The organism is Bacteroides mucinivorans, assembly GCF_034654355.2.
GTDB lineage: Bacteria > Bacteroidota > Bacteroidia > Bacteroidales > Bacteroidaceae > Bacteroides > Bacteroides nordii.
In genome coordinates this window covers 4,541,956-4,559,678 of record NZ_CP178179.1, presented here as the reverse complement: position 1 = coordinate 4,559,678, position 17,723 = coordinate 4,541,956, and the positions used below count along the sequence as shown (strand labels likewise).

The 17,723-nt window shown below is 38.3% G+C and carries 10 protein-coding genes; 3 read left to right on the top strand and 7 right to left on the bottom strand.

Features of this window, described 5'->3' with window-relative positions:
- Positions 1 to 7: 7 nt before the first annotated feature.
- Positions 8 to 1,936: a hypothetical protein gene (locus VCM39_RS17550; protein ID WP_322932783.1), complete on the top strand. Its 1,929-nt coding sequence runs from the start codon at positions 8 to 10 to the stop codon at positions 1,934 to 1,936.
- Positions 1,937 to 2,056: 120 nt separating this feature from the next.
- Here VCM39_RS17550 and VCM39_RS17545 read toward each other — a convergent pair whose 3' ends face one another.
- From VCM39_RS17545 to VCM39_RS17515, 7 genes are all read right to left on the bottom strand, one after another.
- Positions 2,057 to 2,320, bottom strand: coding sequence for a hypothetical protein (locus VCM39_RS17545; protein ID WP_322932782.1), 264 nt, complete (start codon positions 2,318 to 2,320; stop codon positions 2,057 to 2,059).
- Between the two features lie 22 nt (positions 2,321 to 2,342).
- Positions 2,343 to 5,156, bottom strand: a complete 2,814-nt coding sequence (locus tag VCM39_RS17540) for a fimbrial protein (protein ID WP_322932781.1) — start codon at positions 5,154 to 5,156, stop codon at positions 2,343 to 2,345.
- An 18-nt stretch (positions 5,157 to 5,174) separates the two neighbouring features.
- Positions 5,175 to 6,236: a FimB/Mfa2 family fimbrial subunit gene (locus VCM39_RS17535; protein WP_322932780.1), complete on the bottom strand. Its 1,062-nt coding sequence runs from the start codon at positions 6,234 to 6,236 to the stop codon at positions 5,175 to 5,177.
- Between the two features lie 13 nt (positions 6,237 to 6,249).
- Positions 6,250 to 7,338 carry a FimB/Mfa2 family fimbrial subunit gene (locus VCM39_RS17530; RefSeq protein WP_195660855.1) on the bottom strand — a complete coding sequence of 363 codons (1,089 nt, stop codon included), beginning with the start codon at positions 7,336 to 7,338 and terminating at the stop codon, positions 6,250 to 6,252.
- Positions 7,339 to 7,476: 138 nt separating this feature from the next.
- The gene (locus tag VCM39_RS17525) at positions 7,477 to 8,727 is read right to left on the bottom strand and encodes an Mfa1 family fimbria major subunit (RefSeq protein WP_322932779.1); all 1,251 of its coding nucleotides are present in this window, start codon (positions 8,725 to 8,727) and stop codon (positions 7,477 to 7,479) included.
- 1,417 nt (positions 8,728 to 10,144) lie between these two features.
- Positions 10,145 to 11,593: a DUF3868 domain-containing protein gene (locus tag VCM39_RS17520; RefSeq protein ID WP_289293237.1), complete on the bottom strand. Its 1,449-nt coding sequence runs from the start codon at positions 11,591 to 11,593 to the stop codon at positions 10,145 to 10,147.
- Between the two features lie 18 nt (positions 11,594 to 11,611).
- Positions 11,612 to 12,181 (bottom strand): DUF3575 domain-containing protein, encoded by a 570-nt coding sequence (locus VCM39_RS17515; RefSeq protein WP_289293238.1) that lies wholly within the window; start codon positions 12,179 to 12,181, stop codon positions 11,612 to 11,614.
- A gap of 453 nt (positions 12,182 to 12,634) precedes the next feature.
- Here VCM39_RS17515 and VCM39_RS17510 point away from each other — a divergent pair, with 453 nt between their 5' ends.
- On the top strand, positions 12,635 to 13,255 hold the full coding sequence (locus VCM39_RS17510) for a DUF5033 domain-containing protein (RefSeq protein WP_221649313.1): 621 nt from the start codon (positions 12,635 to 12,637) through the stop codon (positions 13,253 to 13,255).
- Between the two features lie 293 nt (positions 13,256 to 13,548).
- Complete coding sequence (locus VCM39_RS17505; protein WP_289293260.1) at positions 13,549 to 17,694, top strand: two-component regulator propeller domain-containing protein; 4,146 nt, start codon at positions 13,549 to 13,551, stop codon at positions 17,692 to 17,694.
- Positions 17,695 to 17,723: the final 29 nt, after the last annotated feature.

The following is a 17,723-nucleotide window of genomic DNA, read 5'->3' as shown; positions in this document are numbered from 1 at the left end:
TTCTAATATGAAAACAATGATTACTATTTTTTTAGTCTTGCTGTTTGCTGGCTTTTGTATAAAGTCATATGCTGAAAGCGGTTCCGAAAAAGAGAAAATGATATTACTTCACCAGTTGAGTAAAACTCAGGCTAATGATACCACCCGTCTTGAAATTCTGAATAAATTAACACGGACAGTCAGCAGTCCTTTGGTTGAATTGTATTATATCCAAAGGCTTTTGGAGGAAGCAAAAGCTATGAAAAATGACCGGTATATTTGTAGGGCTTATCTTGCATTTATGTTTATGGATTACAATAATTATAATCCGGAAGGGGTCAATCGTTGGATGAAGATGATGGAGCCGATTGCCCGAAAAGCAAAACTGTATACAGAACTGTTTGAAGGGAAGCGTTGTGTAGTTGATATGTTAATGGTTACATCAGAGTATGAGTTGGAAGAAAAAGAAGCAAACAAGATGTTGCAGGAGGCAAAAAAACTGAATAATCCTGTTGGCATCACCCTTGCTTATCAATGCATGGCCAATATTTATCGTATAACATATAGAATTGAAGAAGCCGCTGATGTCTTAAAGAAAGCATATAAAGCAGCTTTGAAAATTAATGAAGGATATGTTATTGAAATAAACAGATCTCTTATTGCTACATATGAAGAGTTGAATGATTTTCCTAATTGGATTAAATGGATTAAAATACAAGATAATTATCTGAATCAGATTATTCGTAAAGAACCAGGTACTGAAGCGAGGCTGAGAGGTTGGTTGATGATGACTTATATCTCCTATTTATCTTATTACACAAAAGTAGACTTATCACAGGCGGAAAAATATTTGCATTTGGCCGAGAAATATAATATGGTTGGTTATGGAACCTTTGATTACTACTATTCTCAGGCTCGCTATGATTATTTTCAGGCATCCGGACAACTGGAAAAGGCTCTGGCAGAGTTAGAACCATTGCGGGAGATTTTTAAGAAATCTTCTCCAAGTATGTATAGTACTATGAATTTCAGAAAAGCATTGATGCTTAACCAGCTAAATCGTATAGATGAGGCTTTGGTTATTTATAAACAGGCTTTTATGATCCGTGATTCTATCAATATAGCTACACTCAATAAACAGACAGAGCAATTAAAGAAAGATTATAATGCTGATTTACTCTTACTTGAAAAAGAGAAAATTGAGCATACTACTCAACTGGTATTCCTTATTTTGACAGGTGTTGTTTTTATCATCCTCATTATTTTCATTATTCATACTTATTGCATCAGAAAGCATCTCCATAAATCAGAAAGGGAGATGCGGCGGATGGCAGAAGAAACAGAGCAAGCCAATGTTGCCAAAGAACTTTTTCTATCCACTATCAGCACGGCTATCAGCCGTCCGTTGAACGAAGTGGTGGATGGCTCTATGGCATTGGCTACTGATAATGTAATAGACATGGAGGAAAGGAAGAGAGTTTCCGAATTTATAGATAAGACTTCTACTAAATTGATGGAGCTGATTAACAATATCCTTGATCTCTCGAGACTTGAGGCCGGGATGATGAAATACAGAGAAGAAAATGTTGATCTTTTAATGGTTATCCGTAGCTGGCTCGACACTCTGCCTGATAGTATCCGGGAACGTTTGACTGTTTCACTTCCTCAGGGTGTTGCCTTTCCGGTTTATATAGATGTTGTGCGTCTGCAGGAGATTTTCAATAATGCAGTTCTGACATCTCCCGGTAAACTTTCTTTGATTATTGAAACTATAAAAGATGGAAGTTATATGCGGACATGTGTCACAGGTTCTATACTTTCCTCCGGGCAGCAGCTACAGGAAATAAGCATTGCCAATGAGGTGAACCGGCTATTGGCAGAACATTTTGGTGGATGTTATGAAGTGAGTCTGGAAAATAATTCTGTTTGTTTGATTATCCCTCTGTTGCAGAAATAAAAAAATCCCCACCCACTTACCACTATCTTCTCAGACGGTATTGGTAAGTGGAGTGAGGAACACAAACAAAACAAACAATATATTCTTGTTAAAAAGGGATGTTATCTCTCTTTTATAATCTTATATTTCAGGACATTCAATCACTATTTCCGAGTCAGAACATAGAGTAACAGGACATTTTTCGATAAGTGTCGTTAGATCAACTTCTACCCGGTCGAGAATAATATCATATGTGCTATTGATGAATTGCCTGATTTTTACAAGTCCTTTAAGTATCCTCTTGACGAGTTGGGCCGAACGCTCATAGGCGTACCAGTGACCATTTTCTTCGTACACATACACTTGCTGTGTGTTTTCCGATTCACGTGTTAGAATATCAAGCATTTCCATAATATTGTATTTTTGATTAATCGTTGATAACACTTCCGTTTGCATTTACATCCACATCACGTACGCAACGTATGGTTCTATCATAATTTCCATCATTATCTAAGAATAAAAGAAGTCCATTAAGTCCAAAATGTCTGCTTTCGTCATATTTCCAATGGGTACGCGTAAATCCTCTATTATTGTTATTTATTACATTACTTGCATTCTGAAGAAACATAATCATAAACTCACGTTGATTGGGAGCTCTCCATTTATGACCACCTTCTGTGAGATCTTTGCATTTACTTAAATGATTTACTCCTATATCAAATAATGTGTACCAATCAGTATTTCGCCCTCCAATAAAAGTACTTGCCATTTGGAAAGCTTTATAAGGTCTGTTGATGTCATCGAAATTATCATGGAAATCTAATTCCCCCGTTGTTTTACCAGTTCTTTTGTTTTGACTGGTCAATTGGTCCATAATGAAAACCTTATTTTGGGAATTGTATGTATAGGCCGGAGATACTACTTTACTTTTTGCATCTTCATTGGATAATCCTAAATTGCGGACACATCTTAATAATTTAGGGTAGTTTTTTGAACCATAGCTGCTTATTCCTCCAAATGAACATCCTTCTTCCGCCCATATCTTTTGTTTATTACTTGTGATATAGTGATTATTTCCATCATCATACGTCACACTACTAACAGATCTGTCATCAAATAGTGGTGATGGTAAACTTTTGGCTCCCAGAAACATGGATGCTAATTGATCTGTTGCTGGCAAATACCATTTCAATTCGTCCAGATCAATTCTGCCATCTCCGTTTTCATCTCTGTTTCTTGACAGACACTCGGCTATTGCAGCAACATCTTTCATTTTATAGGTATATTTGTAGTCATCAGATATGGAATAGTTCACAAAGTACTCCCAGGTCCTGTTTCTAGAACTTGTTGTTGTAAAGAAGTATTTGTTAGTATTCAAAAATCCGTTTCCACGATCACTGCTGTTACCATTCCCCCAATCGGGTGCTCCCGTTTCATTCACATGTTCCATTCCTAAAGCATTTCCATTGTTATTTAGTACTTCGGTACTGTAATACGTCTGGATAGATCTTTGCCTGAACATATGTGAAGCTTTAGAATAGCTACTTTCTTTATCAGCGCTATTTTTAGGGGACAAAAACAACATTAATTTACGATCATCCTGATTCACAAAATATCTCCATAAATGATTTTTATCAGGCCAGTTAGCTTTTGCCGGTGCTTCTGTATAATAGTACTCGTTAATGAAAATTGTGTAATAATACGTCTTTCCATCGTTTGGTTTACCTCGATCTTTCATATCATCTACCAATTGATACAAGTTAAAAGGACGATTCTTCTCTTCAGAGTTATATTGAGACAAAACTTTTTCTCCCGTCGTTCTCTGAAGTTGTATCCATTTATAATCGCCATTTTCTTGCGGAGTATTATCCAAAGCTCCGATTTTTCCTTTTACACTGTATACAGCATCCGCTGCGAAAGGCGACTGAATGATGAAGGACAGGTTTTCTACAACATCCTCATAAGTGAATCCTATATTGAAACAATTGTAATGTGCATCCAACGTATATACGCTGGTGGTAGCATCTACCACATCACCTTCAACTCCGGGACGGGCATTTGGATCATCTTCACCATCTTCTACTTCTACGATGATGCTTTCTACATCATTAATTGTGACGTTGTAGATGTATTTCTTGTTGCGTTCGCTTTTGAAGTTTGTGAATTCATTAGCACCTCCCCCTAAGTGGATAATATATCTTACATCGGCTGTTCTTATTCCATCTTCAGACTCTGTTTCAATATTCATCCTCGCTTTAATCTCTACATACGTGGCATTATTTTCTACGAACTTATATTCTCCGGTGTTAGTACCATCCGGATTCTTATATTCTTTTTCCCTGTCTTTGTAGGCAGTGAGAGTAGTATGATCTCTTGCTTCCATAATAGCCTCTTTCAGGTTCTCCTGCATGTAGAAGTTAAAAGCATAAAGTTTACCTTCATTATTATAAGTTGCTTGTAATTCACTATCTTTATATTCTGAAGCTACATATTGCTTGCTTTGATCTATTAGGTATGAACTTATAGGCACATTGAATACCTGCCAGCTTTTAAGTTCAAAACTTTCTATTTTTTCTCCCAAATTAATATTAAACGTAATGTGGGAATCGGAACGACGCAAAAGTAATGTTCCACTTAGTGCCTTATTGGTGGTGGGTATGTTGCAAATACCTTCTTCTTTATCTGAAGTACTTGCACCTGTTGCCTGGAACTTACCGCTCATCAGTAAAGATGCAGAAGAACGAGCTATGTTACCATCATTATTCAGAGTTGTCGTTAAATCTTTTAAATCACTAACAGAATTAACTCTATCCAATTTACTTTTCAATTCGCCTTTTCTGTCCAATTCATTGTCGCCCACATTGGCTATGCCATAAATATAACTTTTTCCACTGGTGGTTTTTATTCCGGTTATTGTACCATTAGTTGGATTTTTTTGGTTACCGTTGGTATGTGTCAATGCATCTCCATCATAATAGTAACGGTTCTTAATATTTCCATTCGAATCAAAGATAAGCAGGTATAAATCATTTACCTGAAATTCGCCGGCATCACTTAAACGTGTATTGATCTTATCAATATTGGATGTCTGGAAATTGAAATCAACTTCTACCGGTATCCCTTCTTCTACCTGTTTTTCGTCTTGATAGGTTTCGTCTGTACAGGCTATACAGAAAAGAATTGCCAGTATAAGGCTGAATGTCTGTTTTGCGTATGCAAATATATTGTTTTGCTTTTTCATGCGTAAATTCTCCTTTAATTAATTAAATGGTGGTACATCTACATTAATATAGTCCCATCTTTCTACTTCGTAGCTACATTGAGTCTCTACATCAACATCCTGGCTTATACTTGTGATATTGAATTTATACCAATTGTTTCGAAGTATATCAAAGGTATCTCCTTTGCCGTTTACCTTAAAATCTATTCTGTAGGTTTTCTGTATTGTTTCCGAGAGTGATGTAGTCAGTTCACCTGTTATCTCAAGATAGGAAACTTGGTTGTCGCTTACACCTTTATTCTTATACTCGGGGATGTAGATTTTATTTTGTATGCCAGCTTTTTGCTCACCGGTGGTTGCTGTAAATGTTATATTCTTCTTCGTTAAAACATTTTCAGGTATGGAAGGAATAGCCATTGTTTCGTCATTAACAGGGATACAGTATCCTTGTGTATTATAGCTACATACTTTGACTGTGTTTAATTTAAAGTGATCAAACCCAGTTCCACCATTCAGTGTTACGTCTACTCTTGCGATGGCTCGTATGAGTGATAAGCTTGCTTGATTGATATCCTTTTCCCGAATGGCAGCGAGGGAACAAGTACCCCACATCGGGATATACTTTTTATTGCTCTGTGTCGGAAATATCCAATCCTGACCAGGGGTATATGTATATCTTAATTGGTCGTATAAGGTATTTTTGTTTACTACCGAAGTCGGAGCCGTTATATTTCTTGCTGTCAAATTAGTAAGTACTATTATTTCTATGTTAGTCTGATCTTGGTAATCACTTTCCAGTACTCCAATGATGGTACGGGTAGCATCTCCATCCGTTCCGCTAATATATACTTTGCTGGCTTTTTCTATAAAAGAACCATTTTGACTGAAAACATATACATGTACATCATTTATATACTGTTCGCCTGCTGTACCGGCTTGAATGTCAGTTGAAGTAGCCTGTGGCATATTCAACGTGAGATGAACCTGAACCGGATTCTCTTGTTCTATAGGGTATTCTTCTATCAGCTCATTCTGTATACAGGATGTAGTAGCCAGGCAGAGGAATGCCAACAGACAATATGTTAGTTTTGAATATCTCATTGCTTTGTTCTTTTTAGAGTTCGAAGTCGTTTATGTTCACGATCCAGTCATTGATCTGAATTTTGGTACTGATCAGTGTCATGTTCTCGTCGACGAAGAAAATCATTCCGAAATTATCTTCGCGATCCAGATATTCTTCGAGAGGCATATTGAGTTGGCTTGGTTGCAGTAGGCTCAGATATCCGATCAGTGAACCATTGGCAAGTAAATTCTTGTTTGTTTGCTGGTCTACAATTCTCAGTTCCGGCTTTTGGGTTTTGAGCAGACGTCCTACACTAATTTCGGCTACAGCTGCAGGATATTCACTTTCTGTAGTACCATCTGCACTGAAAGCACGTGTGCTAATGCTTGTATCTTCTGTGACATAGGGGAGATAGGTAAGCAGGTTGTCTTTCAGCAGTGTATTATCGTAGTTCATCCAGCCATTGTCATCATAGAGGGTATATGAAAACCGCTCTTTGCTGATAGCATTGGCACGGGTGATAGGTTTATCAGGATTTTGATTGACTTGTGCAATCACAACACGTATGGTATTGGTGTTTTTTGTCAAAGGAACGGTAACGATGTTCTGTCTGCCGCTACGAGTGAATGATTGCTTGGTAACTTCTCCGTGCCAGAGGGGTGAGAGCGGATCTTTTACGATGTATTTTCCTTCTTCGCCGTCAGCACGAGTTTGAGATTCTTTGTTACGTAAAGTCAATGCGGTGAGGTCTTCAATTCTGGAGTTGGCAGTCATCAAAGGGACGGCGAAAGACTGGTCATCCAGTCCGGCCCAGGTTACGAGGTGATAGTCGCCCGGCTCGATGTCTACAGACATCGTGTATTCTCCGGTTCCTAATCTGTCTTCACCTTCTTCTGTTTTCTGATAGACAAATTTTCCTTCGTCGTCGAAGGCATATAGTGTTACGGTTTTTACTTCTTTTGCGAAAGCATCTTCAAAAGCCATGTTTCTGTCATACACAAACTTTACGCGGTATTCGATGCTGCAATCGCCTTCTTCGAAGTCCAGGATAGAATCACAGGATGCCATTGCACCAGCCAATACTGTTAGTAGCAGTATTTTGTTTGCTTCTTTTTGTATGGTAGTGAGTATTCGTTTCATGCTTTCTTTATTTTTTGCTATGAGCTTATTGTCTTGTTTGAGATCTTTGTTGGGTGTCAAACCCTGAGAGAAAAAGAGAAGCGGGGGGAGGAGGGACCCTCTGTTCCCCCGCTTGGAGTTTGTTTATGTGTGATGCAATTAGAGTTCGATGTCGTTTAGATTAACTGTCCAATTTTTAACTGTAACATCTAAGCTTAATAATGTAGGATCTCCAGGAGTTGGTGTGTCAATTTCAGGAAGGCCTAAATCTTTGATAGACTTAACAGTCAGCAGGTAGGAGTTATTCCGAAGAATATTGGCCTCGATAGCAGCTGTTTTGATATCGGCTGCGTAGTAGCAAACGCCTTTAGTATATTTGGTTACACCAACCTTAGTCATAAAATCAGAGTTTGTACTACCATCTGTTAAGCCAAATGATGGTTCTAAGCTACCGTTGAATACTTTATTTAATTCAGCATAATTTTTATATAGCACATTTTTATAAACGTAGAAGTTGACATCTTTAGTTGTTACTCCATCTACAGAAACGATGGCTTTATAATAAATCTTAGTAGTAACGTTAGAGTTGTTGTTTTCGAAGCAGTATGTATCTTTGTCAATACCGTTCATTGCCTTAGTGTCTTGTCCGAATATGCTCCATAAATCTTCCTCTCCGTCAGTAGTAAACTTATTCCAGAAATCGTTGGCGTCGAAGTATGTGGTTGTTAATGCTAAGGCATTAGATTTTTTATTTAAATTAGCAAAAGTGTAATCTGTTAGTTTTACTGACAATGTTTGAGCGTTTGTTATGCTGGATGCTGTAGCAGTAAAAGTGTAATCATCTTGTGTAGTAGCTTCTGTTAGTTTAGCTGCAACACGATCTACAGATACTTTTGCTTCATTATTGTCACTCTTGGCTATTATATCGAGGCTTTTTTGTTCGCCAGACATGAAGAAGTTTCCTTTGTTGGCAGTAGAAGCATAGTCTCCTAAGTCGAATGCACTCTTAGATTCAAGTACGTCAGCAGGTACTCCGTTGCTATTAACATATACCTTTACATTTACCATACCGGGAGCAACTAATTCATGGTTCGTTAGTGTGTATTTATTGCCTACTTTTGTAAAATCACTTACATCGTAAGTTTTGGTAAATGTAGGTGCTCCATTTGCGTAAGTCAATACTAATGTAATATCGTTGACATTAGATTCAAGGGCAGTTCCTTCACTGTCTTCATCAGGTTTTACAGTAGTTCCTCTTGTGTTAGAGCTTGTAGGAAATGCAATACCGAAATTGAATATTGCATCTTTTGTTGCGTTCTCGCCACCATTAACGATTGCATCATCTTCATTGCTGCAAGATGCCATAGCCATTACTGCTAATCCTGCTAAAAATAAACTTCTTAGTTTCATAATCTATAAAATTAAATATTAATACTTTTTGATTCTTGTTTTTGATTGTGCACTTTCGAGGAGTGCGGTCCTTACTTTTTTGAGAGAGAGTGACATTATTACTTAATATAATAATGTGGGTTCTGTTCATGTGTGGAGTTCTGTAGATTTGGAAGTGTCTTATCTAATAAGGAGAGAGCTTCCGAATAAAAGTTTCTTTTTTCTTTGAAATGTTTTTTGTTTGTTTTATTGTTTACTATTGTTTTGTTCTTTAACTATGCTCTTTTTTGTTTTGCAGAAGCTTCTATGTATAAGGAAGAGAAGTTTCGTGCTTTTATATTTTAAGGAGAGGCATATCCTTTTTGTCTTTCGACATTGCAAAGATAGAGGGAAGTCATGAGTCCGCTCATTGGTGTTTTTTTCAAAAATGTGCGATGTTTTCTGCAAAATGTAAAGTAGGGTTCTTATGGTATGTATTTCAGTCAAAAATGAATGAAATACGACTTAATTCTCATGACACAGGGGCGTTTTCACGCATTTCTCACTCATGTTTTTCATCTAAAACAGATTCTTTTTTGCTGAATTATATCTGTTTTTTTTGTTTGGATTCAATGAGAACTTGATGATGAATTTAACATGGTATGTGGGGGGAAGATTTTATATATCGCGGGATTAGATTATATCTTTGTTGGATATCTGATAGCGGATCTATGTTGGATCAATTTCATGAATGTTTTTTTGCTGTTTTGAAATAGAGAAACAATTTAAGAAGGAAAAAGCTGATATGTGAAATGTGAAAAAATATTACAAATAAGTTGTTTTTCAAATTGTTGATTATCAGTGTTATATGTAGACTCGTTTTTTCTCTACGAGAAATCGGCTGTTTCTCTACGACGATCGGGGTGATCTTCTACGAGAAACGGGACGAAGCTCGTAGAGCAAAGATGTAAAAAGTTATAATGTTTTACAAAGTGGTGTTGTCATCAGAAATCAGATAATAAATAGTACTCTGTGAAACTTAGTATTACTCTGTGGTAAAATAGTACTAATGTACTGATCCGATAAATAGATCCTTGTCAAAAGAACAATTATAAATAACAGGGGAATCAAGATGGTGGATCGGATACTGTTGATGGTTGATCTGTAAACTGTTGATAAACAGTGATTAATGAATCCTTGTTTTCATATATGCAAGATTGTACACTCTTGTGTGACAAGAATGTACATTCTTGCTATGCAAAGATGTACATTTTTGTAATGCAAAAGTGTGCAATCTTGCATACTTGAAATGTAATGTTAAAGATATGAGTTAATAATGTTAATCCTGTTTATCCTGTTAAGAAAGAATAGGGATAAAAAAACGTCGGATAAATACCTTGGGGGAGGTATTCATCCGACGTGTATTAAAATATAAGAAATTAAGAGAGAAAAGTATTCTTTATTCTACCGGGAAGTTGCGTTGTTTGGCTACTTCCTGTAAATTGGCTTCTGCCTCTGATACTCCTGCTTCTTTGGCACGAGTGAAATATTGTTGTGCTGTATCAAGATCACCCTCTATCAGCGCTATTACGCCTAAATTGTTTTGAGTAGCTCCTTCGTTAGCATCGGCTTTAGTGAGATATTTTTTGGCGATAGTAAGATCACCACCACGCTGAATCTCCATAGCTGCTGCGTTCAGATTAGCTGTCGGGTCATTCGGGAACATAAGTACTGCTACCTGGAAGGCATGGTTGAACTCTTCGCTACCCTGTTCGTAGGTTTGTGCTACATTGAATATCTCTTGTAGACTCAGCTGTTGCGGATGGGTATTGATAATCTCTTTTGCTTCATCAAGATTGAATCCGCGTACGGTGTATGCCACTGTATAGTCTGAGTGGCGTAGAGCCGGATAGCATTCGTTTAGCAAAAAGCGGTATGTTTCGGGGCCTACAAGACGGGCGATACGTTTCTCTTTGGCATCCATGTCTTTTTCGTCCAAATCAATCATCTGTAGAATCTCTTCTTTTTGTGGCAATACAGAGTTTGTTATAAATTTGCGGAATCCTGTCCAGTCTTCAGGAGTAGAAGCCATGGTGAGTAGCCCTTCCGGGAAATCATAGTAATTGCGGACATAATTCAGCAGAGCGGCGGTACGGCCTTTTGCCAGACGATCATTGTTGGCGTAGCTACCTTCGGGGGAGGCATATCCTTCGAGGCGAATCCCTGTGATGGAGATGTTCTTATCGTTGCGAATGGTATCAATAGTGGCGCGTATCTTGGCCAGTTCTGCCTGATTGCGACGGTATTCCGGATAGATTATTGTTTTGTTGACCGGGAAGTCGAGGAAAGCACTACCTTCCACAGCACGGTGTTTAACCTCTTCGGCTTTGGGTGTGATGTACGCGATGGCCGGTTGCAATTTGATGCGTTCAATATTTAATGTGGCAATCGGATCGAGTGTATTGGCTTCAACGATATTGCGGCAACCGCAAAGATCGGCATCCATTACAAGATTGGCCTTTTGCATCCAAGCTTCGTAGGGAAGCTGTACGAGGTAACTGACCCGTTGCTCTGTTTTGCGTTTACGACGTAGAATAACGAAAGCGTCTTTAGGGACTGTATTACCACGTTCGTTGACAAGCGCACGACGGCGTCCGTAAATTACAATCGGAGAAAGTGTCTTTGTGTGACCGTTGGCTTCCAGTATCGGGGTGAGGGTGGCAGAACGGTTGGATGAAATCTTCATGTTTGTCTGCATGATGATATCCATAGCAATCGTAAGGCGATTGTCGTCACTCCGGGTGATGGATTGATTCTCAACACGTACCTGATCTTTGTACACAGTTTGTGCCTGGGTACTCAACCCCGGCAATATTACTAATAATAAGAGGTATATTATTTTTTTCATATCGTTTGCAGCGTTTGTTTAAAATAAATAGATTAAGCTGAGCGAAGCTTTGGTTGGGCCGAAATAATTCTTGTAGCCTTCACCAAGTTTACCGCCACACTCTACACAGGAGAACTGCTCATATTTGACACGGGCATAACCCACACCGATGTTGGCTTCGATATTCCAGTGTTTACTCATGATCCATTGGTAGCCATAAGAAATACCGGCTCCATAAAAATGTCCTTTGTAACGGTGATCTTTCAGACCCTTCCAGATTCCCCAGGGCATATCAATACCGGCTACCTGATAAATGCCTCCGTGTGCGTGTATACCGATAAAATGCCCGTTAAAACGGTCGCAGAACCAATAACGGTATTCCGGTTGGAATGCAAGCATCTTGAACATTTTGTTGTTACTGGCTTCCCAGGGGTTGTAGTTGGCATACAGGTCCAGGGTAGATTTTTTACTCAAGCCGATTTCGGCTCCGAGATTGATGGTTTTGGTGATGTCCATTAACACATTTGTTTTTATACCCACTACCTGCCCATATAATAAGGTGGAAGCGAACAAATAAACGAATAAAAACAGTTTTCTTTTATTTTCCATTATGCGTGGTAGGTTTTGTTTTGTTTTAGTGCAAAGGTAGCTCGATTCCTTTTATCCATTAATTGGCATATTCATCTTTGTTCGGAGGTGATTCTTGCAATTGATATATCATTTCGGAGGGATGATTTTGTATAGCGTGTGTTTTAATCTTATTAATAGGTATATAATTCATATTTTTATAGGTGGTGTTTTTGTTATCGTTTGTGTTTAATTCAGAGGTAGTGGGTGTTTAATAAGTTGTATATTCTGTTCAAGTGCTTGCATGGGGTGTATATCATTCAAAAAAGATGGGTAAATCATTCATTTTTTCTTCAGAAAAGTTTTTTTAATCAAATAAAGTCTTTATGTTTGCATCAGAAACAAACAAATGAAGGTCCCCACGAGGAATACAAACAAAACAAACTTTGGTGATAACAAACAAGCATTGGTAATAAAAAAAATGGAGGACCCATTATGAAGACTATTTATTCTTTTATCGTAATTGCATTAGTATTTGGTTTTACTTCCTGCACAAGTGCAGACAATGATATAGTAGAACAAACTTCTCTTTTTGAATCAGTAAGGAGTGCTTATGGCGTAGAAAACGTTACATATAGTATTACAGGTGCTGATAATATTCCATCAGTTTCAACAGAAGATATGCGTAATGTTCTTGAGGCTTTGCGTCAGAACAGTAATACTCAACACAATTGTATACGTACCTCAGAGAATGGTTATGAAAAAGTGATCATGTCCGGCAACTATCAGGCTTCTACTCGTAGCAGCGTGAATGAAGGATTTGCACTGAGCGTTGAGCTAAAATTCAGCTTTGATAATAATAAGGTATATTACTGGGGTACTGATTACTCTTTCTCTTCCAATTTATTCGATTGGCGTGCACAAGGTTTGTCACTTTCTCCGGTGAAGGGTGGTGATGGTAATACTTATGGATTTGAATCAGAAAGCTACCTGTATTTCAAAGTAAAAGATGAAGGTAATGTGTTGGTGAAAGTGCCGGTAGTATTCAAAGGCAATTACAACTTTCTGACAGAAGAAGGAACATATAGTTTTCAACTATTAAAATATAGTAAGTAATTATTTATTGTACGATAAAAAAATAATAAGGTGGGGAGCACTAAAACAAACAATTGACTATTTTGCATAAATAGCTGAGGAACACCGAAAACAAGAACAAACTAATCCCTTGCAGACTTCAGTCTGCAGGGGATCTTATTATGATAATGTGATCTTGTGTCTTTGATTGAATGTTTTGATAGGGGTAATAAATATAAGTTTATTTATCATTTGTTTCGTATTTGGTAAATTATAGATATATTTGTGTCTTGATACGAATAAATAATAATGTAGTTATCACTATTTTGGCACAGATGAAACAGCATTTGATTAAACTTTCATTGCTAATACTCTGCCTTTTTGGGGCTCCGTACTTTTCTTATTCTTTCTCATTTTATGGTAACATGCTTCCTGTTACGATGAATAATGGGTTGAATAACAATACTATTTATGATATCCATAATGGAAAGAGAGGATTTGTCTGGTTTGCTACAGATATGGGTCTCAGTCGTTATGATGGTTTTCGATTACTGAATTACCCTTTGACTTCTCGTTATGATTCTCTTTCACAACCGGTGTTGGATGCTGTATATTCTATTTCGGAAGATACTGACGGCTTACTTTATCTTCGTCTTTTGCGAGGGATTGTTTGCTTTGATACGAATAAAGAAATTTATCTGCCTGTAAACTTTAATTCGTCACTTGATACGAAAAGTATCACCTCTTTATATATAGTAAATAAAGATTTTATTTGTATAGGAACCAGTAATGGGCTCTATGTAGGAAAAGTAGTTCGTTCAGAAAAGGAGGGAGAGGAGTGTATTACGGTTAGTCTGTCCGCTGAGCCTGTTATGTCCGGAAGTATTTCAGAACTGTGTGGAATTGGCAGCGAGACTCTTTTTGCCTGTGTGGACAATACAAAGGTGGCGATTTATGATGTTATTTCCGGAAAGACAGAGATACCTAAAACGGGATATGGTAAAATAACAGCACTTCATTGTTATGGAGATTATCTGTGGATATGCTCATCGCGGACAAACATTGAATGCTATGATTTCAAACGGCAAACATCTCATATCATACATGATGCAGGAGGGCATTCGCCATTACAGGATACATATGTGACAGATGTTATCTGCCTCGATGAAAATACTTATTATATAGCTGCCTGGACTGGGTTGTTTCGCCTGGAATTTGATTCTGCGGATTTGAGTAAAGCTACTTGCAAAATGGATTATGTGGAGCGACCATATAATTTTAAGATAGTAAAAAAAGTGACGAGCTTACTGTGGGATGATTCGCAGAAGATGCTGTGGGTAGGTACCTTTGGGGGTGGGGCACTAAAAGTTGATTTTACCAAGGATGCATGTAATCGGCTGGAACAGCGGTTTAATGCAGAGGTCACAGCTATCGAAGAAGATATGAAAGGCTGCGTGTGGATAGCTACTAATAAGGGACAGGTATGGAGAAGTTCCTCCACTGTTCTTTCAGAGAATACTTCTTTTGTGTTATGGACAAAAGGAATAAAAGAAAACGAGAACTACAGGATTTACAAAGATAGAAACGGATGTTTATGGCTGGGGGATGAGCATGCCGGAGTTTTGTATATTGATCCGGTAACTGAAGAGGTGAGATCTTATAAGCTGGCTCCTGTAGGTACAACTGATTTTGCGGCTTCTATACGTCAGTTCTGTCTGGATTCCAGAAATCGTTTGTGGATTGCAACAGCAGAGGGACTGATTCTTTTTGATAACAAAGAGAATACCAGCCGACTGATGCAGTTGGAAGATAAAGGCGTGAAAGTGAAAGATGTACGTGCCATCGCAGAAGATAAAGAAGGAAATATATGGGTGGGTACGAATCTTGGATTGAAGCGTATCGATGTACAGGGAACCGATATCACTTTGTTTGGAAACTATGAACGGGATGCCGGATTGAATGTGGCACCAGTCAATTTTATCTATGTTAATAGTTACAATCAGATATTTGCTTCTTACTCCGATAAAATACTTCGTATAGATGGGCGTGAAAAGGATAAGGTAGAAAGTGCATTTACTCTGATGAATGGTTTGAGTAGCGGGCACATTTTCTGTATGGTTGATGATCAGAATGGAAATACCTGGTTGGGAAGTAATTCGGGTATTATGACAATAAGAAATGACCGGACTACATTTTACAACTATGCTTTGTTTGGAGATTGTGATAAAGTATGTCGTCTTCGGGATGGCCGATTATTGTGGGGGAATTCAGGAGAACTGATTTACTTTGACCCGTTGATGGCTAAGAGTACCCGGAACAAAAGCCGGTTGGTCGTATCGGAATTATGGGTGAATGGTGAGTCTGTGTCAGTAGGAGAGAAAAGGAACGGGCAGGTATTGCTGACTACTTCGCCCAATTTACAGCAGAAGTTTGTATTTGATGCAGATAATAATGATTTCACTTTTTATTTTTCTGATTTGCAGTTTGGCATGATGCAACGGAAAATAGCTTATCGGTTATTGCCGGATGAGGCGTGGAAAATAGGAACCTTGGAAAATGGTATTTCGTACAGACGTCTACCTGTAGGAGACTATACACTGCAAGTGAAACTGATCTATCCGGATGCCAGTGAAGGTGAAATGATTGAAATGTCTATTCGTGTGAATACGCATTGGTGGAAAACAGGTTGGGCCTACTTGGGATATATGGCTCTGTTTTTCGGAATACTCTTCACCGTGTATTATTTTATGGAACGTAAAGGGAAAAAACGTGAAATACACAGAGCTCGTGAGATGGAGCTGAAAGAAACACTAAATCTTGCAAAGATGAAACAAGAGCAAAAACAAGAAATAGAAACGATGCGTAATCAGTTGCTCACTCTGTTTGTGCAGGAACTGCGTACGCCACTTTCACTGATTATTGCACCATTGAAGGAAATGTCGCAGGAAAACGACTTATCGGCCAGGCTTCTGTCGAAGGTACGTGTGGCATACAGAAACTCTCTTGGGATGCTGGATGCATGTAATCAGTTACTGGCAATTTATACTCAACGACCTTTGGCGGAAAAGTTGGAAGTATCTCGTAATACTGCTGATAAGATTATAGATAAAGTAGTATTTACAGTGAGCGAACTGGTACGTATGAATCAGATTGACTTCCATTATGATAAGAAGACCAAAAAAGAACTTGAAATCTGGGTGGACAGTAATAGAATCCGGTTTGTGTTGCATAATTTGCTTTCTAATGCATTCAACCATGTACGATTATCGGGCTCGGTACATTTATCAATGCAGGAGACGGTGAACGATGGGGTGGCTTATTGTACAATTACTGTTTCGGATAATGGAAAAAGCCAGGTGAAGGAGGTCAGGCAGACAGTGGATGAAGAGCTTCAGACAGATCTGGCAGGGATTGAACTGGGATACGATGTGATGGAACAAGTTATCCTGTTTCACCACGGATCAATAAGCTTGAATAGTGAAGAAGGGAAGGGGACGGAGGTTGTTGTAAACATCCCTATTGGAAAAGAGGTACTGGAAAATGATCCGAATATTTTGTTTGTGGAAGAGGATGAACCGGAGGAAGTAGTGGAGACTGTAAAACCTGTAGTTGAGACTGAAAAACCTCGGGAAGTGCCCAGACCGGAAGAGACTGTAGTACATATACCTGTTGAAACCCCTGCTGTCACACGGGCGAAAAAGAATCTGTTGATTGTAGAAGATCATAAAGATATCCGCCTCTATCTGAAAGTTCTTTTCGGGAAGGATTATAATATAATGATGGCTACCAATGGACAGGAAGGTGTGGACATGGCTATCAAAGAGCAGCCGGATCTGATTCTTTGTGATGTGATGATGCCCATAAAGGATGGATTTGAATGTTGTAAGGAGGTGAAAGAAGGATTGGATACTTGTCATATTCCGTTTATCATGTTGACGGCAAAGGTGGAAGATGAAGACATTGTCAAAGGGCTTGAATTGGGTGCGGATGATTATATTTTGAAACCTTTTACTCCGAGCATATTGAAAGCTAAAGTTCGGAATTTGATAAATGGGCGTGTAAACCTGAAGCAGATGTATACCAAACTGCTGGTGTTGCCGGAAAATGGTAATAATAATGAAACTGACGAAGGGGCAGAGGAGATGAAGATGGAAGATCCGTTTATTGCTTCGTTAGTGAAAATTATCGAAGAGAATATTCGTGAAGCAGATTTTAATGTAAAGCGACTGGCATCGGATATGAATATGAGCCAACCTACGTTATATCGAAAAGTAAAGCAGAGTACCGATTTTACGATTATAGAACTGATAAGAGGGGTACGTATGAAAAAAGCGGCTGGACTGCTGAAACAGAAGGTGTATGCTGTTCAGGAAGTGGCCGAGATGGTAGGGTATAATGACATACCTACCTTCCGTAAGCACTTTGTGGATACATTTGGTTCGACACCCTCTACTTATGCGAATTCAACGGATAATTCCTGATTCTCGATTAAAATAATTACCTTTGCACG